This is a genomic window from Devosia yakushimensis (assembly GCF_030159855.1).
GTDB classification, from domain to species: domain Bacteria; phylum Pseudomonadota; class Alphaproteobacteria; order Rhizobiales; family Devosiaceae; genus Devosia; species Devosia yakushimensis.
The window spans coordinates 3,492,865-3,518,153 of record NZ_BSNG01000001.1 but is presented as its reverse complement, the minus strand read 5'-3'; the positions used below and the strand labels follow the sequence as shown (position 1 = coordinate 3,518,153).

Annotated in this window: 23 protein-coding genes; 19 read left to right on the top strand and 4 right to left on the bottom strand. The window is 59.1% G+C overall.

Annotated elements, in window-relative coordinates:
* Positions 1-147 precede the first annotated feature (147 nt).
* From QQL79_RS16970 to QQL79_RS16945, 6 genes are all read left to right on the top strand, one after another.
* Complete coding sequence (locus QQL79_RS16970; RefSeq protein WP_284392744.1) at positions 148-1,302, top strand: hypothetical protein; 1,155 nt, start codon at positions 148-150, stop codon at positions 1,300-1,302.
* Positions 1,295-4,987 carry an ORC-CDC6 family AAA ATPase gene (locus QQL79_RS16965; protein WP_284392743.1) on the top strand — a complete coding sequence of 1,231 codons (3,693 nt, stop codon included), beginning with the start codon at positions 1,295-1,297 and terminating at the stop codon, positions 4,985-4,987. The genes QQL79_RS16970 and QQL79_RS16965 overlap by 8 nt, the downstream gene beginning before the upstream one ends.
* A gap of 423 nt (positions 4,988-5,410) precedes the next feature.
* Positions 5,411-5,830 carry a hypothetical protein gene (locus QQL79_RS16960; protein WP_284392742.1) on the top strand — a complete coding sequence of 140 codons (420 nt, stop codon included), beginning with the start codon at positions 5,411-5,413 and terminating at the stop codon, positions 5,828-5,830.
* Complete coding sequence (locus QQL79_RS16955) at positions 5,827-6,672, top strand: bifunctional DNA primase/polymerase (protein WP_284392741.1); 846 nt, start codon at positions 5,827-5,829, stop codon at positions 6,670-6,672. The genes QQL79_RS16960 and QQL79_RS16955 overlap by 4 nt, the downstream gene beginning before the upstream one ends.
* Before the next feature lie 75 nt (positions 6,673-6,747).
* Positions 6,748-7,089 carry a hypothetical protein gene (locus QQL79_RS16950; protein WP_284392740.1) on the top strand — a complete coding sequence of 114 codons (342 nt, stop codon included), beginning with the start codon at positions 6,748-6,750 and terminating at the stop codon, positions 7,087-7,089.
* 194 nt (positions 7,090-7,283) lie between these two features.
* Positions 7,284-8,315, top strand: a complete 1,032-nt coding sequence (locus QQL79_RS16945) for a DNA primase family protein (protein WP_348523187.1) — start codon at positions 7,284-7,286, stop codon at positions 8,313-8,315.
* A gap of 548 nt (positions 8,316-8,863) precedes the next feature.
* On the opposite strand, the gene QQL79_RS16940 is transcribed toward QQL79_RS16945, so the two are convergent.
* A complete protein-coding gene (locus QQL79_RS16940; protein ID WP_284392739.1) occupies positions 8,864-9,112 on the bottom strand; it encodes a hypothetical protein in 249 nt (82 codons plus the stop codon).
* 144 nt (positions 9,113-9,256) lie between these two features.
* Between QQL79_RS16940 and QQL79_RS16935 the strand changes: the two genes are divergently transcribed.
* Both QQL79_RS16935 and QQL79_RS16930 read left to right on the top strand, forming a co-directional pair.
* Positions 9,257-9,871 (top strand): hypothetical protein, encoded by a 615-nt coding sequence (locus QQL79_RS16935; RefSeq protein ID WP_284392738.1) that lies wholly within the window; start codon positions 9,257-9,259, stop codon positions 9,869-9,871.
* Between the two features lie 521 nt (positions 9,872-10,392).
* Complete coding sequence (locus tag QQL79_RS16930; RefSeq protein ID WP_284392737.1) at positions 10,393-10,746, top strand: TOBE domain-containing protein; 354 nt, start codon at positions 10,393-10,395, stop codon at positions 10,744-10,746.
* Positions 10,747-11,071: 325 nt separating this feature from the next.
* Here the strand turns inward: QQL79_RS16930 and QQL79_RS16925 are convergent, their stop codons facing one another.
* Positions 11,072-11,827 carry a response regulator gene (locus QQL79_RS16925; protein ID WP_284392735.1) on the bottom strand — a complete coding sequence of 252 codons (756 nt, stop codon included), beginning with the start codon at positions 11,825-11,827 and terminating at the stop codon, positions 11,072-11,074.
* 241 nt (positions 11,828-12,068) lie between these two features.
* Here QQL79_RS16925 and QQL79_RS16920 point away from each other — a divergent pair, with 241 nt between their 5' ends.
* The 9 genes from QQL79_RS16920 (at position 12,069) to QQL79_RS16880 (ending at position 21,826) form a co-directional block, all read left to right on the top strand.
* The gene (locus QQL79_RS16920; protein ID WP_284392734.1) at positions 12,069-13,286 is read left to right on the top strand and encodes a sensor histidine kinase; all 1,218 of its coding nucleotides are present in this window, start codon (positions 12,069-12,071) and stop codon (positions 13,284-13,286) included.
* A gap of 151 nt (positions 13,287-13,437) precedes the next feature.
* Complete coding sequence (locus QQL79_RS16915; RefSeq protein WP_284392733.1) at positions 13,438-13,773, top strand: hypothetical protein; 336 nt, start codon at positions 13,438-13,440, stop codon at positions 13,771-13,773.
* Positions 13,774-13,831: 58 nt separating this feature from the next.
* Entirely contained in the window at positions 13,832-14,335 is a 504-nt protein-coding gene (locus tag QQL79_RS16910; RefSeq protein WP_284392732.1) for a TetR/AcrR family transcriptional regulator, read from the top strand.
* A gap of 218 nt (positions 14,336-14,553) precedes the next feature.
* Positions 14,554-14,745, top strand: a complete 192-nt coding sequence (locus QQL79_RS16905) for a BA14K family protein (protein WP_370461231.1) — start codon at positions 14,554-14,556, stop codon at positions 14,743-14,745.
* Between the two features lie 134 nt (positions 14,746-14,879).
* On the top strand, positions 14,880-15,701 hold the full coding sequence (locus tag QQL79_RS16900; RefSeq protein WP_284392731.1) for a MipA/OmpV family protein: 822 nt from the start codon (positions 14,880-14,882) through the stop codon (positions 15,699-15,701).
* Positions 15,702-15,703: 2 nt separating this feature from the next.
* The gene (locus QQL79_RS16895) at positions 15,704-16,798 is read left to right on the top strand and encodes an alpha/beta hydrolase (RefSeq protein WP_284392730.1); all 1,095 of its coding nucleotides are present in this window, start codon (positions 15,704-15,706) and stop codon (positions 16,796-16,798) included.
* Between the two features lie 29 nt (positions 16,799-16,827).
* Positions 16,828-18,018, top strand: a complete 1,191-nt coding sequence (locus QQL79_RS16890) for an efflux RND transporter periplasmic adaptor subunit (protein WP_284392729.1) — start codon at positions 16,828-16,830, stop codon at positions 18,016-18,018.
* Positions 18,019-18,021: 3 nt separating this feature from the next.
* Positions 18,022-21,153, top strand: coding sequence for an efflux RND transporter permease subunit (locus tag QQL79_RS16885; RefSeq protein WP_284392728.1), 3,132 nt, complete (start codon positions 18,022-18,024; stop codon positions 21,151-21,153).
* A gap of 148 nt (positions 21,154-21,301) precedes the next feature.
* A complete protein-coding gene (locus tag QQL79_RS16880) occupies positions 21,302-21,826 on the top strand; it encodes a hypothetical protein (protein ID WP_284392727.1) in 525 nt (174 codons plus the stop codon).
* 148 nt (positions 21,827-21,974) lie between these two features.
* Here QQL79_RS16880 and QQL79_RS16875 read toward each other — a convergent pair whose 3' ends face one another.
* Entirely contained in the window at positions 21,975-22,184 is a 210-nt protein-coding gene (locus QQL79_RS16875) for a hypothetical protein (RefSeq protein WP_284392726.1), read from the bottom strand.
* On the opposite strand from QQL79_RS16875, the gene QQL79_RS16870 reads away from it, so the two are divergent.
* Positions 22,185-22,589: a hypothetical protein gene (locus tag QQL79_RS16870; RefSeq protein WP_284392725.1), complete on the top strand. Its 405-nt coding sequence runs from the start codon at positions 22,185-22,187 to the stop codon at positions 22,587-22,589. It abuts the gene before it with no gap.
* Positions 22,590-22,810: 221 nt separating this feature from the next.
* On the opposite strand, the gene QQL79_RS16865 is transcribed toward QQL79_RS16870, so the two are convergent.
* Positions 22,811-23,806: an ROK family transcriptional regulator gene (locus QQL79_RS16865; protein ID WP_284392724.1), complete on the bottom strand. Its 996-nt coding sequence runs from the start codon at positions 23,804-23,806 to the stop codon at positions 22,811-22,813.
* A gap of 223 nt (positions 23,807-24,029) precedes the next feature.
* On the opposite strand from QQL79_RS16865, the gene QQL79_RS16860 reads away from it, so the two are divergent.
* The gene (locus QQL79_RS16860) at positions 24,030-25,208 is read left to right on the top strand and encodes an SGNH/GDSL hydrolase family protein (protein ID WP_284392723.1); all 1,179 of its coding nucleotides are present in this window, start codon (positions 24,030-24,032) and stop codon (positions 25,206-25,208) included.
* Positions 25,209-25,289 lie beyond the last annotated feature (81 nt).

Sequence of the window (25,289 nt, the reverse complement as noted above, 5' to 3'; positions counted from 1 at the left end):
GGTTGTGGGAGAGTTCAATGGTGGCGTCGATGGTCATGACTTCCTCGTGCAGCCGTTGCATCTGAATGTCCTGGAGAAGATCGTCGTCGGGGTGAAGTTGCTGGCGAGGTAGGCAGCCCACGCGGTTCGGCAGGAAAGGGACGAGAGATGGAACAGGTGGAGTTCGATCGCTGGATCGACGCGGCGCTGGTCGACGGACTGAGCGACGCCGAGGTTGCGGACTTGGCGCTCGCATTGGCCAGGTCCGGCGATCAGTTCCGCGCAGCAGCGAATACCGCCGACTTGGCCTCCACCGGAGGGCCGGGGTCCTTGTCCACGCTGATCGCTCCCTTGGCGCTCGTCAGTGCGGGCAAGCGCGTGCCCAAGCTGGGCGTGCCGGGCCGACCCGCTGGTGGCGTCGATGTCTTGGCCCAAATTCCCGGGTACGCGGTATCGATGGACGACGACCAGGCCCGAAAGGTCATATTGAATTGCGGCTACGTACACCTGGTCGCAGGGGGACGTTACGCCCCGGCCGACGCGAGGATGTTCGCCCGTCGTCAGGAACGCGGTGCGCAGGCGAACCCGGCGCTCGCCATCGCCAGTCTTCTCTCCAAGAAGCTCGCCATGGGCATCGAAGCAGTCGGTCTCGAGGTGCGGGTCGGGCCGCACGGCAATTTCGGCAGCGACCTCGTCAGCGCTCGGGACAACGCGCAAAGGTTCTGCCGCATCGCACGGGCCTGCTCCATCGACGCCGTTTGCTTCCTCACGCCGGGAAGCCTCCCTCAGCAGCCATACATCGGTCGTGGCGAGGCGCTTCTCGCCATGTCCCTTCTGCTCAGTTCGGATGCCGGCGACTGGCTCGCTCGCCATGAACGGGACTGCCTCGCCTGGAGCCAGAAGATCGCAGGGGGATCGGTCGCAACGAGAACGCAATTGCGGCAAGCGTTCGTCGAGAACGTCGTCGCTCAGGGCGGGTCGATGGGCGGTTTGGAGGACAAGGTCGTTTCGGTCGCCGCCAGCCATTCCAGATCGGTGCACGCGCAATCCGATGGTTGGATTCGGTACGACCTGGGCGGCATTCGGTCCGCAATTCTGTCGGCTCGCGGGAACGACGAGGATGGGCGGTTCCTGGATACTGCCGGAGTTATCCTGCTCGCCGAGAGTGGATCTTGGGTGAAGGCCGGGGCGCCGATCGCTTCGGTTCGATGCGAAGAAGAAACATGGGATTCGTTCAGCGCGGGCCTGTCGAGCTCCATGGCGCTGTGCGCGGAGCCATGGGAGAAGAGCGGGAGCGGTCCTGTGGAGGTAGTTCGTGTCTGAAGTCGGTCGGTATTGCTGCTTCACCTGTCCCGAGTACGATCAGGCGCCGAAGCGACTGGACGATGCATGCCCCACCTGCGGCCAGGCCTACGGCTTCCCGCTGGAGCAGGTGCCGCAGCGGATCGGCAATTTCGATGTGGTGCGGTCGATCGGACGCGGCTTCTATGCGGCGACGTACGTGGCGCGCCCGCGCTCGGGACTCAACCGGACGCCCAGGGTCCTGAAAGTGAGCCCTGCCGCCCTCTACGAGAAGTTCGGGAAGAACTTCGCTGAGGAAATGGAAAGGCACGCTGCGGTCGCTGTTGGCGCCGATCACGTCGTCGAGGCGGAGGACATCTTCGACGACGTCGTCGATTTCGACGGACTGGAGTTGCCCTGCCATGTCGCCGTGCTCCAGTTCGTCGAAGGGGAGACGTTGGCCAAGCATCTCCGGGCGGACGGCAACCTTAGCGCCTCCCAGGCGGCGCAGATCGCCTGCGATCTGTTTCGCATGCGGGAAGAGTTCGAGCGTCAGCAGGTCCATCACAACGACCTGCATGCCGCGAACATCATCATCCAAGAGCTACCGATGGGCAGGCGCCGAGCGGACGCCATAGAACCGGCCATCCGTGCAGTTGCGATCGACCTCGGTTCGGTTGCCGAGGACCGGCGCTCCGGTGGCGACTACAAAGGCGATCTGCACTGGATCGGGCAGCACATCAACGATCTGGCCGAGCGTTTGCTCGCCAGAGGCGATGCGGCGCCCGATCTCGACAGACGCGTGGGGCTTCAGCTTCAGATCATTGCTCAGAGCATCGCGTCGGTGACGGAAAACCAACGGACGCCCGCAGCCGACGATATGATTAAGATCATACGCGAGCAGTATCATCGCACGGCGGAGCCCTGGAGGCCCTGGCGCAACCAGGCCGTGCTCAGGACATTCGCGGCATCGTACAATGCGCAGACGCTTGACGCATGGTACGTGCCGCAGCTGCTCGTTGACCCTGGCGGCACCTGGTTGCATCGCGTGGGTGCGCCGGGACCGCTCGTGATGACGGGCATGCGGGGTTGCGGCAAGACCATGCTGCTCCAATCCATCCAATTCCATGCACGCGCAACAGTGCTTCCCGAAGAAACCGACGCCGAGGCACTGGCCCGAATAAAGGAGGATGGCTACGTCGGGCTTTTCGTATCGGCGCAGCGGCTGATCCCTGTGGATCCCAAGGCAAGCAGGCCTTCCATGGAGGAGCTTCTTGCCCGACTTCTGGTCGCCTACGCGGTTCAGGCCGCACGAGCCATGGCGCATCTGGAGGACATCGAGCCGGGCCTGCTGGCCTTCGATGCTGGCGCTTCCTTAGTTCGCGCAGTCGCCGAGACGCTCGAACCCAGGCCCGAGATCGCTGCCACCAGCACCGTCGAGCAGCTCGAACGTGCGATGAGCGATCTGCTGATCCGAGTGAGCCGCAACAATTCGGGCATTCGGCTGGCGACCAACCCCAATATCGCTTTCCCGCTGCTGTCGAACGCCGTTCGCCATGCCTCCCCGATCTGGCAGGATGCGCAGGTGTTGTTCCTGCTCGACGACGTGTCGACCCGATACCTCGACGCGGAACGCATCGAGGATCTGCTGTCCTCGCTCCTCTTCCAGCACACCGATTGCGCCTTCAAGCTGACGTCCGAGGCCCAGACCATTTTCCTGAGCCTCAAGTCGCCCGGCAAGGTCCATCCTGCCGCAGCGGGGCGCGACTTCGCGACCTTCGACTTGGGCGCGGACGTTCAGAACAGACTCAAGGATCGAAGCGCCAAGACCTTCTTGAACGACATCCTCGATGCTCGCGCGAGACTCTTCCCCGGTCACCCGAAACAGAGCAGCGCACAGGTGCTGGGGGACGTGGATCTCGAAACCATTGCGAGGACCATCGTCGAAACTCAGTCGCAGAACCGGTCCAGGGAAAGGAAGCGGTTGTACCACGGCGTGCGGGCCCTTGCGGGCGTATGCGTGGGCGACATCGGAACTGTCATTCAAATCTATCAGGAGATGTTGGCGGGCATCCAGTTGTCACTGCCCATATCGCCCGAACGCCAGCACGAGGTCTTCCGAGATTTCTGCGCGCGTCATCTCTATCACTTGGATCGACGCCACAGCGATCTGAAGTCGGTGGCCTTGCAATTCGCAGAGGCGTCTCATCACTTGCTGGTGGAGTCGGGAAAAGGAAAGCCCACCGGCCGTATCCGCCAGTACACGTCCCTCTACGTCAGGGTGACGACCGGTGATGTTCAGGCGCAGATGACCCGCCTCAGGGAGCTGGTCGATGCGGGCGTGTTCGTCTTCACCGGTGGCACCGCCCGGACGAAGACCCATGACTCCGATCCTGTGCAGCAATTCAAGCTGACTTTCCGCAAGATCTACGGCCTCGCGAATTTCATTGGGCTTTCCGATCGGGACAGGTTCGAGCTTTCGGGCGACGACCTCGAGCGTTGGCTCAATCAGCCCGCCCTCGGGCGCGATATCTTGCTCCGAAACCTCTCCAAGTCCTCGATCGAGGACGATGCGGAGGAATCGGACATTGGTGGTCTCGATGCTCCATCGCGAGGGCTCGGGACTGCCCGCAATCGGCAAACCGCATTGACTGAGTTCTTCCCCCCGAGCGATCCGACCGACGCGCCGCTGTCGCCTCTACCGGAGAGCGCGACCACTCCTCCTGAGGTCACTGAACTCGGCGAAAGAGATCTCGAAGGCCTCGAGGTGGAAGACCTCGTGCTCGGCTTGGGCTTCGAGGAGCGGGCGCCTGAGTCGCTGCGGCGGATCCTCGACTTGGTGGCGCCCAGCAGGGTCGTGGCGGTTCGCTACGCCGTCGATGGCAACGCCGGCGCCATCCTCGACCTTCTTCAGGAACGCGGCGTCCCCGTCAAAGAAGTTCTTTACGAGCAGATCAACCAAGATGGGGCTGCGCTCGATCTTCGAGGCACGACACTGGTCGACCTCACCGGCTTGGCGAAGCCAGCTCTGTTCCATGCGGTTCGAGCGGGACTCTCGACGTTCAGTCCATTGCTCCTCAGCTACACCAGTGCGCTCCAGTATTACCCGCTGGAGGAGGAACTTCAGCAGGTTCTCGACGCGGCGGAGTCCGAGGACGAGCACCTTCTGCTGTCGGCGTTGCGCGGCGTCCTGACGGGTGAATCGGGCCCCTATGAGTCCGTGCCGCTATCCGCGGCCGTATCCGATGGTACGAGGCTGCGGGCTCTATCGGCCTTTGCCTCTCCTCGCCATGAGCGTCTGCTGCACTTGGCCGGCGAGCGAGAATTCGACGCGCTTGAGATCATGACGGACAAGGCGGAGACCTCGCGAGCCAGGGTCGGCACCATCGCGGCCAGAATCGCTCTCGAGGAGACTCCACGCGGCACCGTTCTTCCTGTCGACGCCAAAAATCTCTCGGAGGTTGTGGGCCATCTCGTCCGGCAGCATCAAGACTGGTTCGTCCGCGGCGGGCTGGATTATGAGATCGGCTTGACCGGTAGCAAGCTTCAGGCCGCGGCGGCCGCGATCGTCGCCGCAGTCCTGCCGGTGAACCAGGTCTGGTACGTCCGGCCGAAGCACTTCGACGAGACGCATTTTTCGTCAGGGGTGGGGGTGACTAGACACTTCCGCGTCGCTCAGGCGACAGGGCTCTACGTTCGACAACAAGAGAGGCCGCAAGAGGGATGAGGTGCCTTGGGGGTTCGCCGGCACCATCGCGTTACCAACGGCGGCCTTTCTTCGTGCGGCGACTAAACGAGCAATTTCGACGGGTTTCCACGCTAAAAGGGTGCGCCCGTCACTTTTTATTCTAAAAATTTTTGCGTGGCTAATATCGATTTGGCCCCACACAGAGCCCCGTTGAAGCCCCTCTAAATATCGGCATGTAGGGGAGGTAGTCTTTTTTAAGATAAGCGGCGACATGAATCGCTTCCCGTCAGTATTCCACTCGCTTTGCGTTCATTGACCAAGCGTTTTGCTGTTGCGACAATACAGCTTAACTATGTCCTTTCGCTGCGACCGAACGACACTATTGGCGCGCCGGGAGGGACCGGAACTGGTGGCTGCCCACCGAGGCTATGTCGGCCTAGCCGACCACAAGGAGTGTTTACCATGACCCTCTCCGATGAAATCCCCGGCCTGAATAATAAGTACTGGTCGCGGTACGAGGATATTCAGGACTTAAAAAGCAAACTATGTGATGGAGCATTCGCGCCGACACCAGCTCGACTCAGCAGGCGCTGGACGCGCGTCGATTGGGTGGATCTGACGCAGCTTTTGGCTTCCTACAACGCGTGGGTAAGGCTCTGGAATGTCCACGAGACATCGATAGATCTGCCGTTGTCACCAGAATGGTGGGACGGCAAAATCCCTGCCAGCGTGGGATCCATTCTCGAACTGGTGCTTAATGATGGCCGTATAGTCGAGGTTAAGCTTCGTGGCTGGTTCCACTTTTATGATGGCATGTCTTTCTGCCGAAACGAAGCACGTGTCACAGATGTAATGTGGGCGAGGCAGCGGCTAACGCGATGACCGACGTCGCTGTTCTTCGCACAATGGCCGGGCAGGGCATCCGTTTCCTCCCGCTGAAGCCCCGAAGCAAATCTCCGATTGAGAAGGGGTGGCCTGCGAAACGCTACCCGCCCAGCGCCATCAAGGAGGCTGTGCGGCGTGGTTGCAATATCGGCGTGAACATCCGGCAGAGCGGTTTGCTGGTGGTGGACGCGGACCCACGCAATGGTGGTGAAGCCTCGCTGGCAAAGCTGGCTCAGGATTTCACGTTGCCAGAGACGCCTATGGTCTGGTCCGGCCGTGGTGACGGTGGTCACCACATCTATTGGCGTGCCCCGGTGGGCATTCATTTGCCGACCAAGGTCGGCGCGTATCCGGGCATTGATTTTAAGAGCAGCGGCCAAGTGGTCGCGCCGGGCAGCATCCATCCCGACACCGGCAAACCTTATGTGGTCGATGCTTGGTTCGATTTCAGCATCACCATTGCCGAAGCACCTGCCGACCTCGTCGCATCACTGGGCACGCAGATGATCGCCAAGCCTCCTTCTGTAGCTGCCGCCTCAATTGGCAATGAGACCTTGGCGGAGCTGCTGTCGGTGCTAAACCCCTGCGATTACGCGGGCACTGGTCCCAGGGACTGGCTGGCGTTGATGATGGCTTGCCACGATGCCACGGCCGGGGCGGGGGTGGAGGAGTTCATCGAGTGGTGCGCCGGTGATCCCGAATATGCCACGGAACACCACATGCAGATGAATCGCCGTCGCTGGGCTTCTGTGACCGCAGCGGCTAATTTCGACATCGGCTCCCCATCACCAAGGCCACGTTGTTCAGGGCGGTGGCCGAGGCTGGCTATGCGCGCATGATCGCCGCGCTGGGTCTCAACGCCGCTGGAGACTTCGATGCTGATGAAGCGCTGAACCGCTTCATAGGAGATGAGAATGACTGACCCCGCGACAATAGCCGTGCAGAAGTTCAGGGCGCTTCCGGTCACCGAACTCAATGGTCTGTTCGCCGATGACAAGAAGGTAGCGCTGCTCGCGCTCCGGCAGAAGGATAGGCCAGCCTACGAGGACCTGTTCGATTTCTGGAGGCAGAATGGGTGGCGCAACGTGCATGCTCTCAAACGCGAGGTGGAGTCCTTTGCCCGACAGATGAGCAAACCCACAGGCCAGCTCGATCCGGATATACCGATGGCGTCTGCAAAGCGCTTCCGGGAAGAGGTCTACCCGACCCTCATCCGCTATGAGAACGACTGGCTGGTGCATCGCGGATCGCACTAGGAAGTCGTAGAGGCAGACAAGGTTCGGGGGGAGGTGTTCAAGTTTCTCCATGAGGTCGGGGATTTCCCGCCAACATCAAAGTCGGTCAGCAATGTGGTCGATGCCCTGAACGCGATTTGCCATGTCGAGCGTGGCACCTATGCGCCGCCGTGCTGGCTGGACGATGGGCGCGAAAAATACCCTTCTGATGAGATATTGGCCTGCCGCAATGGGCTGCTGCATCTGCCTTCCGGCGAATTGCTGCAACGACGCCTCAGTTCTTCACGCGCAACGGCCTGCCATACGATTATGACGCCGATGCGTCTCCACCAGAACGGTGGCTTCGGTTCTGCAACGAGGTTTGGGAACATGACCCGGAACAGATTGACCTGCTGCAGGAGGTGTTCGGCTATCTGCTGACGCCCGATACATCGATGCAGAAGTTCTTCATGATTCTGGGTCCGACCCGAGGTGGCAAGGGCGTCATTACCAAGACGCTGACCAGTCTCGTGGGGAAGCGCAGCGTTTGTAGCCCCAAGCTGGCGGATCTTGGGCTGCGCTTCGGCCTGGAGGCTACTCTCGGGAAGTCCCTTGCCACAGTAGCCGACATGCGCATCGGCGCTAAGTCCGACCGGCAAGATATCGTGGGCAATATCCTGCGTATTGTCGGCGAGGACGATGTGGATGTGGAGCGCAAGAACATTGGTGGCGCATGGACCGGGAAGCTGGATATCCGCATCTTCATCGCCTCGAACATGATGCCGCCATTGCCAGATGTCAGTGGGGCGTTGATCGCCCGGCTCATCACCTTGACCACGCAGCGATCATTCGTCGGCCAAGAAGATCCCGCACTGGGCAAGACCCTTCAAGACGAGCTACCCGGTATCCTGAACTGGTCCATCGAGGGCTGGCGGCGACTGCACGAGCATGGGCGATTCACGGCCACAGCAGAAAGCAAGCTAGTCGCGGAAAAGATGGCTGACCTTGCGTCTCCTCTGAATGCCTTCCTGCGGGAGTGCTGCGAACTGGACCCGGAGGCCAAGACCCCAAGGGATGACGTCTGGCGGGCATATGATCAGTTCGTGCTGATGCGCGATCTGCCAGTGGTCTATTCCGCGTCCAACTACTTCCACCGGGACCTCGAGGTGGCCGCCCAGCACCGCATCACCGAGTTCCGTCCGCGCGTTAACGGCAAGCAGGTCAAGCACTGGAAGGGGCTTCGTCTCCTACCACAGGACGATGATTGACCGCGCTTGTCGCCTTATTGGGCTGATTGGCTTGATCCTGCCACTGGGATAACCGCATTGTGGGTGAGGTGTGCAGGGTGTTTCCGACTTCTTACGCGTAATGAAAAGGTATCTATGTGGGGTGTCGTCATAAAGGGCTGAGCGAGTTGGAAACACCCTGCACATCCTGCACACTCGGCTTCGCGGCCTAAATGCCTGACGGGCGACAGACGCCAGCTGGTGGTAGTTTAGCGCCGGATATCCATAGTGCCCCAAAGAAATCCCACGGGTCCTCCGGCCGGGCCACCCCATGTGGGCGGGGGCTCCAGCTCGATCGAACTCCAGCTGATGGAAATTTCTCATCGAGACAGCATCCATTGCATTCGACGCATCCTGTTAACGCTTAGCGCCTCTAGTTAACCATCTCTCCGGCACCCACTCCCGATGGTGGTGCATCACTAGAACGCCGAAGGCGCCGTTCGGTCCCAGCGGTGGGCAACGGCAGGGATTACGCCAATACGACAGGGCTGACAGCGGTCACAAAGGATAATCGACTCGATGGCCGTCGATTAGATTGCTCTGACAAGCCCGGCTAGGAGGTTGGAGGATGCGGACCGCCAGCCTACTGTCAACTTTTGGAAGGCGGCGCTCAATAGCGGACATTCACGGTAAGGCATGAATTTGCCGTAGATAAGCTCCAGGTCGGCTGCCCTTAGCGTTCCGCGGTCAGTGATCGCAATGACCGCAGAGTCGCCGCAAACAATGAAGTTGACAACGGCGTTCTGCTCGAGGGCGACGAAGATGGCTTTGGCGGCCACGTTATCCAGATCGTTTCAGATCTTGGCAACGGCATCTCGGTCAGTGCCGCTCTGGAAAACCTTGAGGGCACCTCGATTGGCCGTATCGGCCCCGGCGGCGCTCCGCTTAGCGGCGCTAACAGCGCCGGCACCGTGATTGGTGTTGTGAGCTATGCCGGTGAAGCCGTCACCGCCCACCTCACCGGATTTGCCGGTGGCGTCCTTGATGGCAAGGCCGACTTCTATGGCGTTCACGCTGGTGCTACGGGCAGCTTCGAGCAATTCAAGGTCCGCGCCGCGCTTGGTTATCTCCAGAACGAAGTGATCGACGACTCGAAACTCCATGCCCTAATTTCGGCGGAAGCTGGCCTCGACTTCTTCACCGTCGCCGCTTCGGCGGAATTTGTCGATGCATACGGCAAGGAAGGGTACGGTCTTGCCGGCTCGGTCGGCGCCAACATCACTGACGGCGTCAAGATCAACCTGGGCAGTCGTTGGTTCCATGGCAACGCGTTTGGCACCACCGCCGCTTATGACACTGTCCAGGTCGCGGTTCAGTTGGTCGCCGCAGTCACAGAAACCGTCGAAATCACCGGCGAAGTCGGCGGCTACTTTGGCAATAGCATCAAGCGCAGCTCGTTGAACCAGGACGGCGTTGGCTACGGGGCCTTGGGCCTCAAGTGGGCTCCCGGCGGCGGTTTCACCTCCAGCCTCAAAGGCGAAGCAACGACCGAAAGCGCCTACAAGGTGTCGTTCACTGCCGAGAAGACCTTCGACTAACCGTCGATCCTATCTTGAATTGGGAAGGGCCCGCTTGTCGGGCCTTTTCTTTTGGCCACGCTTCGCACGTTGCAAATATGGACGATGAATCGGGTCGCGAAGAGGCATTGGCGACTTGTTCGAAACAGCCGCCACCCTTCGCCCTTCTGGCGAGCATTTTGAACATATGCGTCATATCTACACGTTCCCTGCATGGAACGTGCACATAGCCAGGTCACAGTAGATCGTCATTGACCTCCAAGTCGTAATGACAGTCTGCCTGAGGTGCTGGCGTACATGCACCGCCAGCACCTCAGGGTCGTATTTTGCTATTTGCATAAGCTGCGGGGCCCAGGTTCGAAACGAACTTCCAGCTTCTGCAACTCGTCCAAAGGGCGTCAACCAACCCGATGTCATGATCGTTGAGGTCCATAGAGCCGGCGCCAGGTTGGGATGGCCTGATCACAACGGTTTATCAGAGCCGACACATTGTTTTCCGGCTTCGAAAAAGGGGCCGCCGATGAGGCGGCCCCAAGGCGGGGTTGGCGGGAGGTCCAACCCAGGTCCCGGCCGATCCCGCCAGCCTCAAAGTGGGCGACACCGTCACCCTGGGCATCCGCCCGCATGACCTGCTCGAGCAATCTTCCGGCAATCTGGCAGGCGAGGTGAGCCTGGTCGAGCGCCTCGGCAACGAAACCAATGTCAGCCTGCGCCTGCCCTCGGGCGCCTCCTGGCTCGCCGTGCTCGACGGCGACCACGAATTGCGCATCGGCCAGAGCCTGCCTCTGACCTTCGCCCCTGAACGGGCCGTCATCTTCGACAAGGCGGGAACCGCCATGTACAGGCAAAGGCAGGTTGCTGCAGGCTCTATGGTCGTTGACGCCCACCAGCTATGACATGCGTGCCTCAAGCCTCCGGCAGTGTCCGCAATGGGACCCCAAAAGCAGACTATCGTTAGTTGAGACGGCACACTGGCCACGTCCCGCCACCGTCTCCACCCTACGGATGATCAAGCCCGGGAGACCGGCCGGTTGTTGGCGCCAGGGTACCACTACGGTTGCCCGAGATTATCCGTTCAATGCCGACTTTGTCGTACTCGCCGACCCCGGATAAGAGCCTTCTGCGTCATCCAGAAATCGGAAATAGCGAACTCAGCGACAGGGAGGCCCAGATTCTGTTTCTATTCAGCCACTGCGGTCGAGTGGATTTTGCTGCTGCCCTTCAAGCCGAAAGGTGGTCCTGACCATCAGCGTTCGGAACGACCTCCACAGTGGGGGTGAACTGATATCCGCCCAGCCGCACAGTTCTAAGAAGCTGTGGCTGCGCGGGGTCTGGTTCGATCTTGCGGCGAATTCTGCTGACGAGAGTGTCGATGCTGCGATCGTCCGAGGCTACACCGCGATTATGGGTCAACCGCAGCAACTGCGGCCGGGACAGGATCTCGCGAGATCGTTCGCAGAAGACTGTCAGCAGATAGAATTCAGCGCTGGTCAGCTCCACCTTCTCGCCGTTCGGGCTCGTTAATTGCCGGCTTACGGTGGTCAATTGCCATCCCGCAAACCGATAAGAGCGCATTTCTTCCGGTGGTGCCGATGTGGAGCCATGATCGGCACGCCGCAAAACGGCGCGGATACGAGCAATGAGCTCCCGTGAACTGAACGGTTTGGCAATGTAGTCGTCAGCACCGAGTTCCAATCCAACAACGCGATCGGTTTCGTCATTCATTGCTGTCAGCATGATGATCGGGCAACGACGTCGCGCAAACATGCGCCGGGCAATGGAAAGGCCGTCTTCTCCCGGCAACATGACGTCGAGCAGCATCAAATCAGGGTTCTCAGTATCGAAAACCCTGTCCATGGCCCTGCCATCGTGCACGGCCTTTGTCCGGAACCCCGCTCGGCCGAGGGATGTCTCCAGCAAGGTCGCAATTTGCCGATCGTCCTCGACAATCAGGATGTAAGCAGGATTGTCGTCCATTTGAGCTTTCCCGTCCGGTCACGCGCGATCGCCAATTGCAATTGGTACTTGGCCGATACCTCACGACCGTCAAGTAGATATCGATGGAGATATTTGTCTAGATATTGCTGATGGCAGGTTAGCCATCGACTGGCACAGCACTCTTAACGGCGCATGTTGAGTGACCTAACGGCGTGGAATAGGAAACACTGTCGCATCCTGAAAGCTCGGTCTGGCCGAGCTTCGTTGTGGAGCCATGCCGATGTTGTCGTTGCAAAATCGTATCGCGCTTATCCTCGTGGCCTCCATGTTGGCGGTATTGGCGATAGCGGTAGCCGTTAGTTTTGTCGTGGTGACTAGATCCGATCTGAATGTATCCGTTGGTCCTGCGGCGGAGTTTCTGGTCGGCTTGGGGAACACCGATGCCTTGCCTGTGTCCCCACCATCAGGCTTGACCCTCGATGTGCCAACGCAACGATTGCAACAGGAGATAGCCTGGCGGGGAGGGCATGTCGACGGTGCTCGTATTATCGAGGACCCCACAACTAAACGCCGTGTTGCGGCCTACCAGTTGCCCAATGGCAGGTGGGCGACCATAGACGTCCCCGATATCCCCCCACCGCCGGGAGCGGCCTGGTTGGTGCTAGTAACGTGGCTGACGGTGACGGTAATCGGGGTAGGATCGGTTGCTCTTATTATGGCGCGCCGCGTTACCGAGCCCTACAGCATTATCGAACGTGCTGTTGCTTCCGTTGACCCGTCCGGCGAATTGCCTCATCTCAAGGTGGAAGGTTCTGCAGAAGCTCGGCAGGTTAAGGCGTCACTCAATAGCCTTTCGGGGCGGCTAAAGTCGGCGCTGCAAGCTAGGATGCGATTGGTCGCCGCTGCTGGTCACGATCTGCGTACGCCAATGACGCGAATGCGCCTGCGGGCGGAATTGCTGCCGGATGCTGACCAGGCCGACTGGCTTTCCGATATCGACGAGCTTGAAAAGATCGCCGAAAGTGCCATCGGCTTGGTTCGTGAGGAAAGCGGAACAGCAGATCACACAAGCGTCGATATGGCCGTGCTCGTTCGAGAGACTGTGCAAGAGCTAAACGCCGCTGATCTGTCGGTAGATCTAGGAACTCTTGAAGATGCTTGGGTCCATGCTGGGCCGCTTTCGCTTCGGCGGGCTCTGCGCAATCTCATCACCAATGCAGCCACCTATGGTGGTGGTGCGACCGTTTCACTTCAGCAACAAGGCGAAACGGTTTTCGTGCGCATTGAAGATAATGGTCCGGGCATTCCCGAACATATGCTGACTCAAGTCTTTGAGCCCTTCTTTCGCGCGGATTTCAGCCGAAGCAACACGAAGGGCGCTGGTCTAGGGCTAACCATAGCCAACGAGATTGTGGAGCGGTTGGGTGGATCGCTGACGATTGAAAACCGGCCAACTGGCGGACTGCTCCAAATTGTAGCGCTCCCGTCCGCATGGTGATCGTGGAATAGCCCGAGCACCGAAGTTTTGTGTCTGGATGTGTCCAATCGGATGCAGCAATCTGGAGGCACATGTCTCCACACCCCTCAGAGAAGTCGTGCGCTATCTAGCCTCCATGCCCGTCGCTGGAACGGGCTCATGAGGAATAGACATGCTCAAAAATTTCGCACTGCTGGTTATGCTTGCCGTGTTCGGCGCTTCCACAATGCAAGTCCAAGCGCAGGACCTGCCACTGCTCGCTGATGGGGCGCCCTGGAGTGTCAAGGTACCAGACGGGCCGGAAGTGCAGATGACTTTCAACCCCGACGGCAGCGGGCAGGTCAAGCTGGGTCTTTTCAGCAATAACGTGACCTGGGCTGTGCGGGATGGCGCCTTCTGTATCGTGGGTATCCCGGAAGGGGACGCCTGCATGACGCTGTCGGTAAGCGGTAATAGCGTGATTGGCACATCTCCCAAGGGCGAACAGTTCGTTTTCGAGCGCGCGTAGGCGTGCCCTACAGGCGACGTTTGCGAACCCTCTCGAAGATCTGCGGAGTGATATCGCGATGGAGATGTTAACTGACGGTCTCCGGGCGTTGGGGGAGCGGCGGATACCAAATTTCAGGTTGCGCAGCGATCCTAAGAAATTGGCGGCGGCAGCGCTTGAGGTCTTCTCCGCGACGGAGTTCGACAAGGCCACTCTGTCTGGCGTAACCCGGCGGCTCGGCCTGAATAGAAGCGTCATTTACAGATACTACGCCTCAAAACGCGAGCTGCTCGACAAGGTTATCGAAGAGTTTTGCCTGGATGGCGAGCTAACCAACCAGAACACCATGGATGCCCTTGAGCGCCTGCTGCAGTCTGACGCGGCCGCCAAGGTGCTGCGCATCGTTCTCAGGGAATGGTCCAATATTCCCGAGATCGGCGCTCACTATATCAACGCCCTCTCCGCCAAGATCGCTATCAAGATGAAAATCTCCGACATCGAAGAAGCGCGAAGGCTGGCGATTGCCGCTGTCGTACCAGAAGTCACCGCAATCGTCTTTTCGCGCGAAGGAAAGGCCAGTTGAAAAAGCTGCGTGTGCAATTGCCGGTATTCGCTTTGGGCATTGCCGTTCTGGGCGCGAGTGCTTGTCAGGTCTATGCGCAGGGACCGCTTCCATTTCCTCCGGCCGCGGCCCCTCTTTCAAGTCCTGGCATAGGCGCCCCCGGCGTAGCTCCGGGCCCGGACTTTGACGTCGGGCAAGGGGAGCTAGATCGTTATCCAGAATGGCGAGGCAGGCCGGAGATGTCGCTGCCGATCGTCGGTCTAGTTGTCGGCGTCATCGTGGCGGCAGCCGAGCGGCCGACGGAATCGGCCTTCGAACCCTGGAGCGCGGAATGGCATCGGTATTGTGCCGACCGATATCGAACTTTCGATCCGAGAACCGGCACGTTTCTTGGGTCTGACGGCAATCGTCACTTCTGCAGCCCGACCTGACAGATTTGGCGAGGGGCGTTCCGAGGCAACAACCCTCTGCTTCGGAACGCTCTCCAACTCAAGCAACAGCAAGTTCAAAAGCATGGGGCTGAAATGCCCCGATTGCCATCGGATGGCAATCTATTGGAGCAATTATGCGTACCTCCAGGGTCCTGATTTCCACATTCATGGTGGCGCTTCCAGCGTCGTCTGTCGCCGCTAATGATTTCGATCTTTATGGCGGTGCGTCGCCCGATTTAGTCGCGCCAAAGCAGGGGCCCGGCATCATCGTCGAATTGGGCTTGGGCGTGGGTGTTGAGCCTGCCTATGAAGGCGCATCCGACTATACCGTGGTCTTCTCCCCGATCGTTGAAGTCGAAAAGCTAACCATCCCTGGATTGATCAACGTCAATAAAACACGGGGCGGCCTCTCCATATCTCCGGCCATGGATTTTGTCTCCGAACGTATAAGCGGGGACCATGACTGGCTTGCAGGTCTCAACGATGTTGATGCCACCTACGCACCGGGCGTCCGTATCGGCTACGAGATGGAATTGACCGACGGATTGAGTGGTGAGCTTTACGCCAAGCTGCAATATGCCTTTGGCGGTGCCGAGGACTTCCTGGGCGCAGTGGGGGCCAACCTCTCCTGGCGTCTTACCCCGCAATTGACCCTGACGGGTGGGCCCGCCTTGAGCTTTGCGGGCGACGATTACATGAACACCTATTTTGGCGTTACGGCGGATGAGTCGAACGCGACAGGTGGAAGGCTGGCCGCCTATCAGGCGGAAGGCGGGCCGAAGTCGGCGAGCCTTAGCGTCTCCGCCAAATACGAGATCATTACCGACACTTTTGTCACCCTTAGCGCCTCATATCGCCAGCTCCTTGGTAGCGCTGCAGACTCTCCGATCGTCGAGGAAGAAAGCCAATTTACGGTCGGGCTTGGCCTGTCTCGACGGTTTTCGTTGGGATATTAGCCATGGATTTTGTCGGCTCGCGCGCACTGGCTCTGTTGCTGACGTTGTTCATCCTTGCCGGCTGCGTGGCGAGGCCCACGGCCACGGTCTTGCAACCTCTGCAAGCTCCGGTGCGCCCAACGCAAGAAATCAGCATACTTGCAGTCACCAACCGCCTCCAGGCAGGCGATGGTGGCTTCACGGCCATTCGATCGAACGAACCGACTTATGAGCGTTACACGATCTCTGTTCCGCCAAAACGGCAGGCGGCAGGTGTCAACTTCGTCGGTCGTCGTCCAGACCTATCAAGTGAATATGTCGTGGTTTCCCGTGAACGGCTCAGTCGGTCGACGTTTCTGCAGGCCGTACAACAAGGACTAACGCCAGGCGGGGCCAGTGGCATCTATGTTCACGGCTATAACCAGACCTTCCAGGAGGCACTGTTCCGGCTAGCCCAGGTCACCGCCGATGCCGGCGTGAAAGAGCCCACTATTCTTTTTTCGTGGCCATCGGAGGCGAGTCTGCTGGGCTATATGGCTGATCGCGATGCCAGCATTGCCTCACGCGGCGATCTCGTAGAACTGATCGATTTGCTGGCTGCACAGCCGCGTATAAAGCAGATCAATATCGCAGCACACAGCATGGGCGCATTCCTTGTGATGGAGGCGGCGCGTCAGCTCAAGCTCTCCAATAAGAGCATCCCGCTCAGAAAGCTCGGTATCATTCTGGCAGCGCCGGACATTGATACCGACGTTTTCTCCTCGCAGATGGAGATCATCGGCCGGCCGGAAAAGCCGATGCTGATCCTGGTCTCCAAAAATGACCGCGCGCTGGCCGCGTCCAGCGCACTCGGCAGTGAGCGACCACGGGTCGGAATGTTGGATGGCAATGATCCGTTTCTGCGGAATCTGATCGACCTATACGGTCTCTCGATTGTCGACATCAGTTCCGTGCAGGCGCCGGATGCTTTCGGTCACGAGGGTTTTGCCACATTGGCGGCCCTGGCCAGCAACGTCACGACCCTGGAAGCCAACCGCAATACGGCGCTCACTCAGGCCGGGCTTTTCGTCGTTGACGCAACCAAGTCGTCCCTCACGGCCGTCCGGTTTCAGCAGTAGCGCGCGATAACAAACGATTGGAAGACGAAATGACGGTCAACCCTAAAAAACCAGAATGGGCACAGAGCCGCGGCGATGAGGCCACCGCAGAGCAAACCGCAGGCCCCGTGCCGAAGCGTAGAATCCTGCCATGGCTGCTGCTCACCATTGCGGTTGCGGGTGCAACGATCCTTGTTATGACCAGGCCGGAACCGGAGGCCGCCGTTTCCATCGGGCAAACGCCAATTGTCAAACAGATCAGACGGTCGGAAACGACCCAGGTTTCTCCTTCCAATATGCAGCAAACCATAAAGGTTTCGGGGCTGCTGGCGCCCGCTCGACAGTCTGATGTCGCCGCGCAGGCGGGAGGCCAGGTCCTCAGTGTTGAGGTGCGGCCGGGCGACACCGTGCGGGAAGGCGATATTATTGCGCAGATCGATACCGAGAGCCTGTTGATCCAGTTGGAGCAGCAGCAGGCTACTGCCGAAGCGACGCGCGCTCAGCTTGTACTTTCCGAGCAACAACTTCAACGCACCGAAGAGTTGGCAAAACAAGGATTGAATACCCCATCGGCGCTTGAAGAGGCGCGCTCGTCGGCCGCAGCACTTAGAGCCAACCTCGTTTCGCTGGAGAATGTTGTCAAATCCGCTCAGCTGGCGCTGGACAACGCTACGGTGCGTGCACCGATCAGTGGGATCGTTTCAAGCCGATCAGTGGAGCCAGGTCAGACCGTCGCTATTGGGGCATCCCTGGTGACGATCGTGAACATCGACAGCATCGAATATCAGGCCTCTGCCTCGATGAGCGCCAGCACCCTGGTCGAAGCGGGGCAATCGGCGAGCATCACGGTCAGTGGCCTCGAACACAGAACATTCACCGGTACGGTCGTGCGCGTAGGTCCGGTTGCAGCGTCAGGCACACGGGCGGTGCAGATATATGTCAGCATCAAAAATGCCGACCACGCCCTTCGAGGCGGCATGTTTGCAACCGGATCGGTAACGGTCAGCGAAAAGCATGACGTGATCGCATTGCCGTCCCAGGTACTGCGCGAAGATTCCGAAGGTAGCTACGTCCTGGTGTTGGAGGGCCAATTCCTGCAACGCCGAGCGGTTGAGCCCGGTATGAAATGGGATCGCGGGCGCATGATTGAGCTGTCGGGCGTCAATGCCGGCGATGTCATCGTCTCGGCCGCACTTGCCCAACTCTCCGCCGCCGACCCCTTCAAGTTGATCGAGGACTAATCGATGTTCCTGACCCGCATCAGCGTCAATCATCCGGTCTTTGCGACCATGATCATGGTCGCCATCATGGTGTTTGGCATTTATTCTTATCAGCGCTTGCCGATCGAGCAGATGCCCGATGTGGATTTGCCGATGGTCACTGTGATCGTGAACTATCCTGGCGCTTCACCGGAGACGGTCGAGGCCGATGTCATCGAGCCTATTGAAGACGCAGTAAATACCATTTCCGGCTTGGATAGTGTCCAATCGACTGCCCAGACAGGCCGCGCGACGATCTCGCTGTCTTTCAATCTGGGCGAAAACTCGCAGGACAAGGCCCAGGAAGTGCGCGATAAGCTGGACCCGGTGAAGGCCGGGTTGCCCGATGCGGCGGACGATCCCCAAGTCATGCGGTTCGATCCAAGTGCCGCGCCTATGATGTCGCTGGCGGTCAGCTCGGACACACTGTCCGACCGCGACCTGACGACATTGGCCGAAGATGTCATTGCAAAACGTCTGTCGAACATATCAGGCGTCGGCAGTGCCTCGGTGGTTGGCGGTGTACCACGCCAGCTCAATATCGAGATCGACCCTGATCGGCTTGCAGCCTTTAATATTAGCGCCAATACGGTGATCGCGGCCCTGCAAAACGCCAATAAAGATTTGGCTGCGGGTTCAGTAACGCAGGGCAGTCTTGTACAGCCCTTGCAAGTGCTCGGGCGTATCGAGGACAAGGACGATTTTGGCGACATCATTGTCGGCAATTTGGGAGGGCAACCGGTTTATCTGAGCGATGTCGCAACCATTGAAGATGGTAGTGGCGATGCGGACAGCCTCGCCATTCTGAATGGTCAGCGCGCGCTTGCGGTTGATGTTGTAAAGACGCAAGGCGCCAACACGGTCGGGGTAGCTGAGGAAGTCCAGCAAACCATCCAATCGCTTATGGAGAATGAGCTCGCAAAAGCCGAGGTCAAGATTGAGGTGGTTGTCGATAACGCAAAGTCAGTCAAAGAATCCTTCTACGCCGTGCAGAATATGCTCATAGAAGGCGCGGTTCTGGCCGTTGTGATCGTCTTCCTGTTTCTCAATTCCTGGCGATCCACAGTCATAACTGGCCTCACTCTACCGATCTCCCTGATTGGTACAATGGTGGCTTTGCACCTGTTCGGCTTTACGCTGAACCTGATGACGATGCTGGGCCTGTCATTGGCTATCGGCATCTTGATCGATGACGCGATCGTTGTGCGCGAAAATATCACCCGGCATCTCCACATGGGCAAATCGCACCGCCAGGCCGCCCTCGACGGAACCGACGAAATTGGCCTGGCAGTGATGGCCACGACCTTTTCCATTATCGCCGTGTTCATGCCTGTTGCCTTCATGGACGGGATACTGGGCCGCCTCTTTCTGCAGTTCGGCGTCACCGTTTCGGTTGCTGTGCTGATCTCGCTGTTTGTCGCCTTCACCCTCGACCCAATGATGTCGAGTGTTTGGTATGATCCGGCCTCTCATCCCGACGCCAAACGCGGACCAATCGGGAAGGCGGTCCAGAAATTCGATCAGGCCTTTGGACTGGTCACGGCGGGATACCGGCATTTGCTGCGCGCCTCCCTCAAATATCGCAAGACAGTCTTACTGATTGCCTTGGCGTCTTTCGTTGCAGCAATAGCCCTCGTGTCCAGGGTCGGTTACGAGTTTGCTCCTTCGGCCGACAATGGCGATTTTACCATCACGGTCACGACCCCACCGGGCTCCTCCAAGGAGTCCACCGCGTCCAAAATCCGGCAGGTTGAGGCGGTTGTTCACCAATATCCTGAAGTCGCCAGCACCTATTCGACAGTCGGTGGTGGAAATAGCGGCTCCGCCAATTCCGGCACGCTGACAGTCACACTCGTTGCGCAATCGGAACGTGACACCACGCCGCAACAACTCGTCCCCGTCGTGCGCCTCGCCTTGCAGGCCGTGCCCGGCGCGACGTTCGAAGTGGCAACGGCATCTGGGTTGGGACCCGCATCCGCACCGATTTCAGTGACCCTTTATGGCGAGCAACTGTCCGTGCTGGAGGATCTTTCCCGGCAGCTGGTTGGGAAGTTGAACACCATCAAAGGGATCACGGATGTCACCTCGAGTGTCGACGAAGCCCAACCGGTGCTCGGCGTCCGCGTGGATAGCGATCTTGCCAACACGGTGGGGGTCTCCGCGAGCCAGGTTGCCGCTACCCTCTCACCGCTTATTGGTGGTGAGGACGTCGCTGACTGGACTGCCCCGGACGGCAATGCCTATTCGGTCATGGTTCGTCTTCCCGAAACCTTGCGTAACGATGTCGATGCGGTTGGCAACCTGCCCATCGCGCAATCCAGTTCGTCTGGGGCGACAGCAATGGTCACGCTCAATCAGGTGGCGGAAGTGGTCGAGATGTTTGGTCCCGAAACGATTACGCGCAAGGACCTCCAGCGCGGCGTGACGATCGAAGCCTATTTGGATGGCATAGAAGTGGGAACTGCAACGCCACTTGTGCAAAGCGCAGTCGACTCGCTGGACTTTCCGTCTGGCTATCGGAGTTCCTTGGGCGGGGACGTGGAAATGCTGGGTGACGCAGCTGGCTCGGTCATATCCGCACTGCTGCTGGCCATCATCTTCATCTATCTGGTTCTAGCCAGCCAGTTTGGCAGCTTTCTGCAACCCCTGGCGATCATGGGCTCGCTGCCTTTAGCGTTACTCGGCGTTGTCGTTGGCTTGTTGGTTGGTGGGTCCACTCTCAACATTTATTCGGCCATAGGTTTCATCATGCTGTTGGGCCTGGTCGTGAAGAACGCTATTCTGTTGGTGGACAATGCCAATCACCATGTCCGCCAGGGCTGGAATCTTTATGAAGCGCTGGTTGAGGCGGGCGTGACGCGTTTTCGGCCAATCATTATGACGACCCTGGCGATGATTTTTGGCATGCTCCCTCTCGCGCTCAATGTGCACGGGGGCAGTGGTCAAAATGCTCCCATGGCGCACGCGGTGATCGGCGGATTGGTTAGTTCGACGGCACTAACACTTGTGGTTGTTCCGGTGTTGCTGACCTACACGGACGCCTTCAGCGCTTGGCTACGGCGGCTTTTTCCGAAAGCCCCTGACGACATCGTCGAAACACCAAAGGAAAGAGCCTAGCTCGTCCCAACGCCATTGGCATGGATTTGATTGAGGGTGTTTGTCAGCACTCCTCAATCGGTCAGCCTTCCAACTACAAGGTGCGTTTGGGCTTCGAAATCAGTGGCGAAAGCTAACGCTTCTCCAGGCCGCACTGAAGCCCTCATCCATGTTGTCTCATATCATCACACCTGCAGAGAGCATTCTCAGGGACTTCCCTGAAATGACAACACGTCTGCATGCCAACCGGCTGGTACATTACCAGCAGTCGCTTCAATGGGTTGAACTTAAGACAGCAAAGGACATTGCTCCGCTCTTCAGCGCATTTCGCGCGACGAAGCATCGGGCCGGAGTTTCGTTGGCCAACCCATTCGCTCGTCCGCTGCGAATTGGGGAGCTTGTGAACCGATTTGACCAAATGAATAGCGAAACAAGGAGCCCTTTCGAGGCTATGCGGAACCATTTCCTCGAACACGGAGTACCCGCGACACTGGAGCTGCCAGCTTATGCCGTCGGACCTGGTCAATACTTTTTGCTCGATGGCAATCACCGTGCCGCTGGACTTTACCTGGTAGGCGCCGATGTCAGCTTGCGACTGCGCGTTCTAAATGCGCCGATAGACCGACGATTTTTGATCGACCTCAAGTACTGGGATGGTGGCTGGCGGCGCTTTTTGCATCGCAGCCAAAAATAGGTTCAGCCGCAAGCGCGCCGCATGCGGCGCTCGCCATGAATATATGAGAGCTGAGTGGCAAGGCATTAATAGACACGGGCCGGAAGCCGCCTTTGGTGTGAATCACGATTTCGTACCTCTTTTTTCTTGGTGTTCTTTGCACTTGGGCTCATTGTTCCGCTTCCGCTTCCGCTTCCGCTTCCGCTTCCGCTCCGGCCGGTTGATAGTCGGTGCGCCCTCTGCAGGAGATGGAAGTCACACCGATGCCCTTGATGAGATAGTCGTACTGGGTCGGAGTGAAGTGCCGTGCATCGAAGTCCACCACCCGGTGGCCGATCTGTTGGCCTCGCAGGTTAAAGTCGAGCGCGATGAGTTTCATATGTTGATCTCCTTTGTGCCGCCGCATTGTTACGGCGCGCTGGAGACCAACAGGCTTGGAAGCATCGAAAAGTGTAGTCGAAACAGTACGCTGCGCGAGCGCAATAGCCAGAAAGCCCACACGGGCACACAGGTGGCCAACGGCAGGATTATCACCTTGTTGGCCATCGACCCTCGATCCAGATCGATAGTCGGCCTGTGCGGCCGCGACAGGCGAGGTTATCTTGCCGCGTGTGCCTTGCCTCGCCGTGGTCCCGACGCCAATACAACTTCTGCCACCTCTTCGACGGTCTCGTTGGTGAGGACAATCGTGACGGGCATTTTCCGCGCACCTCTCAAACTGTTTCTTGCCGACGCGAACATCTTCGCCACCTTGGTCGCAAGAATGAAAGCCTGTCATAGCTAGTGCCGTGCTGGTTCTTTCGGGTCAGTGCTGCGTATTGAAAGGCACACCTTAGCAACGACCCACCCGCGAACGCTACCGTCGCCGGATGACGGCAGCTTTAGGGAATTGTCGAAGTGCCCCAAACGGCGGGAATGGGATGCTTAATCGTCTGGCCGCTTCCGACTCCATTACGGACATTCTGCTCCAGTCCAGGTACCCTGAAGCTGCCGTTCCGGTGAGCCTTAAGGATTTTCTGGGAAGAAGCGGTCTGCCAGGGGAAGACATGCGGCACCAATGGCGGCGCCTTTGGATCGCAGCGACCCCTCGTTCACGAAAGGAATGTCGCCGTCGGTGAGGTCGGACAGGGCCGAGCGCAGTTCCGACGTGAGCTTGTGCAATTGGTCTTGGGGTAAATCGCCATCAACGATCACGGCGTCGAAGTTCACTACCGAACTGGCCGAATGGACGGCATAGGCAATGTTGCGAGCCAGGCCCGGAACACGATCCACGTGAGGGCGACCTTCGTCAGCGAGCGTCCGAAGCGGAACCAGCGTGCCCTTGGCCGTTGCGACGAGGAATTGCCCGATGTTGGGGCCGGTGTCGTCTCGGGAAAAGCGAATTCGGCCGTTCTGCACGAGGCCGCCGCTGATCGAGTGGTCGATGAAAACATAGAGAAAATCGGCCACGCCGACGCCGTGGCCATAGATCAGCTCGGCACTGCAGGCCGAAACCGCGTCGCTGGAGACATAGGTCGCAAGGCCAAGTGACTGGCCAAAGTCGAAGAAGGCCGTTTCCACCTGCTTCCAGGGTAGGTTGGCGCGGTCTGCACTGCCGGACGAGAGAGAGACGCCCAGGCCCTGAACCCGTGCCCACTGGTCGGCATCGAAACCGGCGCGAAAGCCCGTAATGGCCTCGCTAGCAAAAGTGATGATCCTGTCGAGATCCACGGCGGACAGGTCCAGCACGTGCTCGGCGATGATCGAGCCGGTGAAATTGACCAGGGCCAGTCGCGCCTCGCTATCCTCCACATGGATGCCGAAGAACATGGCGCCATCCGGATTGAGGCTCATCGGCACATAGGGTTGGCCGACCTTGCCGCGCACCGGTTCGCCGACGACCAGCAATCCGGCCTCGACCAGGCTTCGGGCGATGACCGAAGCAGTCTGGGCCGTGAGGCCGGACAGATCGGCAATTTGCGCTTTGGACAATTGGCCATGGGTACGGATGAGCGAGAGCACAAGCCGCTCGTTGGCAGCGCGCAGGGCAACGTGGTTTGACCCCAGGCTATGGGGGAGGTGCGCCACCTGCGTGCGGCGGAGAACAGTGGTGCCAGGTATGTGACCGGTCAAATCGTACCTACAAGCCGCTTGGATTCGCTGTTTTAATAAGTAAGAATGAATTATCTAAAGGTGGCCAACTTTTCAAGTTGGTACCGCGCAAGCATCGAGAAAGGTGTGTGACTTGACCAATCGCTGGATCGCCTCGTGGACGGCCTCGCCCATGAATGTGTGGGCGCCCGATGCGCCCCTGGCCGGCATCTATGGCCAGACGATACGTGAATTTGCCCGGGTGTCTCTGGGTGGCAACCGTATTGCCGTTCGTTTTACCAACGAGTTCGGGGACACGCCACTCGTATTTGACGAGGTGGAAATCGCCATTGGCGGCATCGGCGGCAAAGCGGCTGCATCGAGCGGAAGGGCAGTTACGTTCGGTGGTTCGCGTGTGGGAACCGTCTATCCCGGCGCGCCGCTCATCAGCGATCCCATCGAGTTGCCGGTTGCGCCACTGAGCCTACTGGCCGTCAGCTATTTCTCATCCGGCTTCATGCCGTTCCACACTCATCATTTCGAGGCGCAGCAGACCGCCTATGTGTCGGTGCCCGGCAACTTCGTCGGCTCGGATCTCATGGTGACGCAGAACATCACCACCAGCCACTATGCCCTCTCCTCGATCCTGGTCGAGGTCGCTCAGGACGCCCGCGCCGTCGTCTGTTTCGGCGACTCGATCACCGATGGCTTCGGCTCCAGCATCGATGCGAGCGCCCGCTGGCCCGATCTCCTGGCCGAGCGCCTTGCCACCGAACCGGGCTTTGAGAATGTCGCGGTGCTGAACCAAGGGATCGGCGGCAATCGGCTGCTGCATGATCGGCGCGGCGCCAAGGCGCTGGCACGGTTCGACCGGGACGTATTGTCGCTGGCCGGCGCTACCCATCTCATCCTGCTCGAGGGCATCAACGACATCCTCTGGCCGCGGACGGTGTTGGCGGGTCCCGAGGAAGCCGTCTCCGCCGCGCAGATGATCTTAAGCTACCAGCAACTCATGGCGCGGGCCCGCATCGCCGGCCTCAAGGTCATCGTGGGCACGCTCATGCCATTTGAAGGCACGCGGCCCGACCTCCCCCATGGCGGCTATTACACCGCCGACAAGGAGAAGGTCCGCCAGGCGGTCAACCGCTGGATACGCACCGAATCCAACGCCGACGGCCTGCTGGACTTCGACGAAGTCGTGCGTGACCCTGCGCGGCCTTCACGCTTGCGCTCAGATTTCGATTGCGGCGATCACATCCATCCCAATGACCGTGGCTACCGTGCCATGGCCGACGCGATCCCGATTTCGTTGCTGCATATTAAGTCAGAGTGATTTATTTATTGACTTTGGAACGAATGCCTGAGCAATTGCGATCACCGTCGGAGGAACGGTTCGTAGCCCAGCCTTTGCCAC

What these genes read in the sequence shown, in the direction of transcription:
- QQL79_RS16970 (WP_284392744.1), top strand. Translation starts at nt 148, where the DNA reads ATGGAACAGGTGGAGTTCGATCGCTGGATCGACGCGGCGCTGGTCGAC.
- QQL79_RS16960 (WP_284392742.1), top strand. Translation starts at nt 5,411, where the DNA reads ATGACCCTCTCCGATGAAATCCCCGGCCTGAATAATAAGTACTGGTCG.
- QQL79_RS16955 (WP_284392741.1), top strand. Translation starts at nt 5,827, where the DNA reads ATGACCGACGTCGCTGTTCTTCGCACAATGGCCGGGCAGGGCATCCGT.
- QQL79_RS16950 (WP_284392740.1), top strand. Translation starts at nt 6,748, where the DNA reads ATGACTGACCCCGCGACAATAGCCGTGCAGAAGTTCAGGGCGCTTCCG.
- QQL79_RS16925 (WP_284392735.1), bottom strand. Translation starts at nt 11,827, where the DNA reads ATGGACGACAATCCTGCTTACATCCTGATTGTCGAGGACGATCGGCAA.
- QQL79_RS16920 (WP_284392734.1), top strand. Translation starts at nt 12,069, where the DNA reads ATGTTGTCGTTGCAAAATCGTATCGCGCTTATCCTCGTGGCCTCCATG.
- QQL79_RS16915 (WP_284392733.1), top strand. Translation starts at nt 13,438, where the DNA reads ATGCTCAAAAATTTCGCACTGCTGGTTATGCTTGCCGTGTTCGGCGCT.
- QQL79_RS16910 (WP_284392732.1), top strand. Translation starts at nt 13,832, where the DNA reads ATGGAGATGTTAACTGACGGTCTCCGGGCGTTGGGGGAGCGGCGGATA.
- QQL79_RS16905 (WP_370461231.1), top strand. Translation starts at nt 14,554, where the DNA reads ATGTCGCTGCCGATCGTCGGTCTAGTTGTCGGCGTCATCGTGGCGGCA.
- QQL79_RS16900 (WP_284392731.1), top strand. Translation starts at nt 14,880, where the DNA reads ATGCGTACCTCCAGGGTCCTGATTTCCACATTCATGGTGGCGCTTCCA.
- QQL79_RS16895 (WP_284392730.1), top strand. Translation starts at nt 15,704, where the DNA reads ATGGATTTTGTCGGCTCGCGCGCACTGGCTCTGTTGCTGACGTTGTTC.
- QQL79_RS16890 (WP_284392729.1), top strand. Translation starts at nt 16,828, where the DNA reads ATGACGGTCAACCCTAAAAAACCAGAATGGGCACAGAGCCGCGGCGAT.
- QQL79_RS16885 (WP_284392728.1), top strand. Translation starts at nt 18,022, where the DNA reads ATGTTCCTGACCCGCATCAGCGTCAATCATCCGGTCTTTGCGACCATG.
- QQL79_RS16880 (WP_284392727.1), top strand. Translation starts at nt 21,302, where the DNA reads ATGTTGTCTCATATCATCACACCTGCAGAGAGCATTCTCAGGGACTTC.
- QQL79_RS16875 (WP_284392726.1), bottom strand. Translation starts at nt 22,184, where the DNA reads ATGAAACTCATCGCGCTCGACTTTAACCTGCGAGGCCAACAGATCGGC.
- QQL79_RS16870 (WP_284392725.1), top strand. Translation starts at nt 22,185, where the DNA reads ATGTTGATCTCCTTTGTGCCGCCGCATTGTTACGGCGCGCTGGAGACC.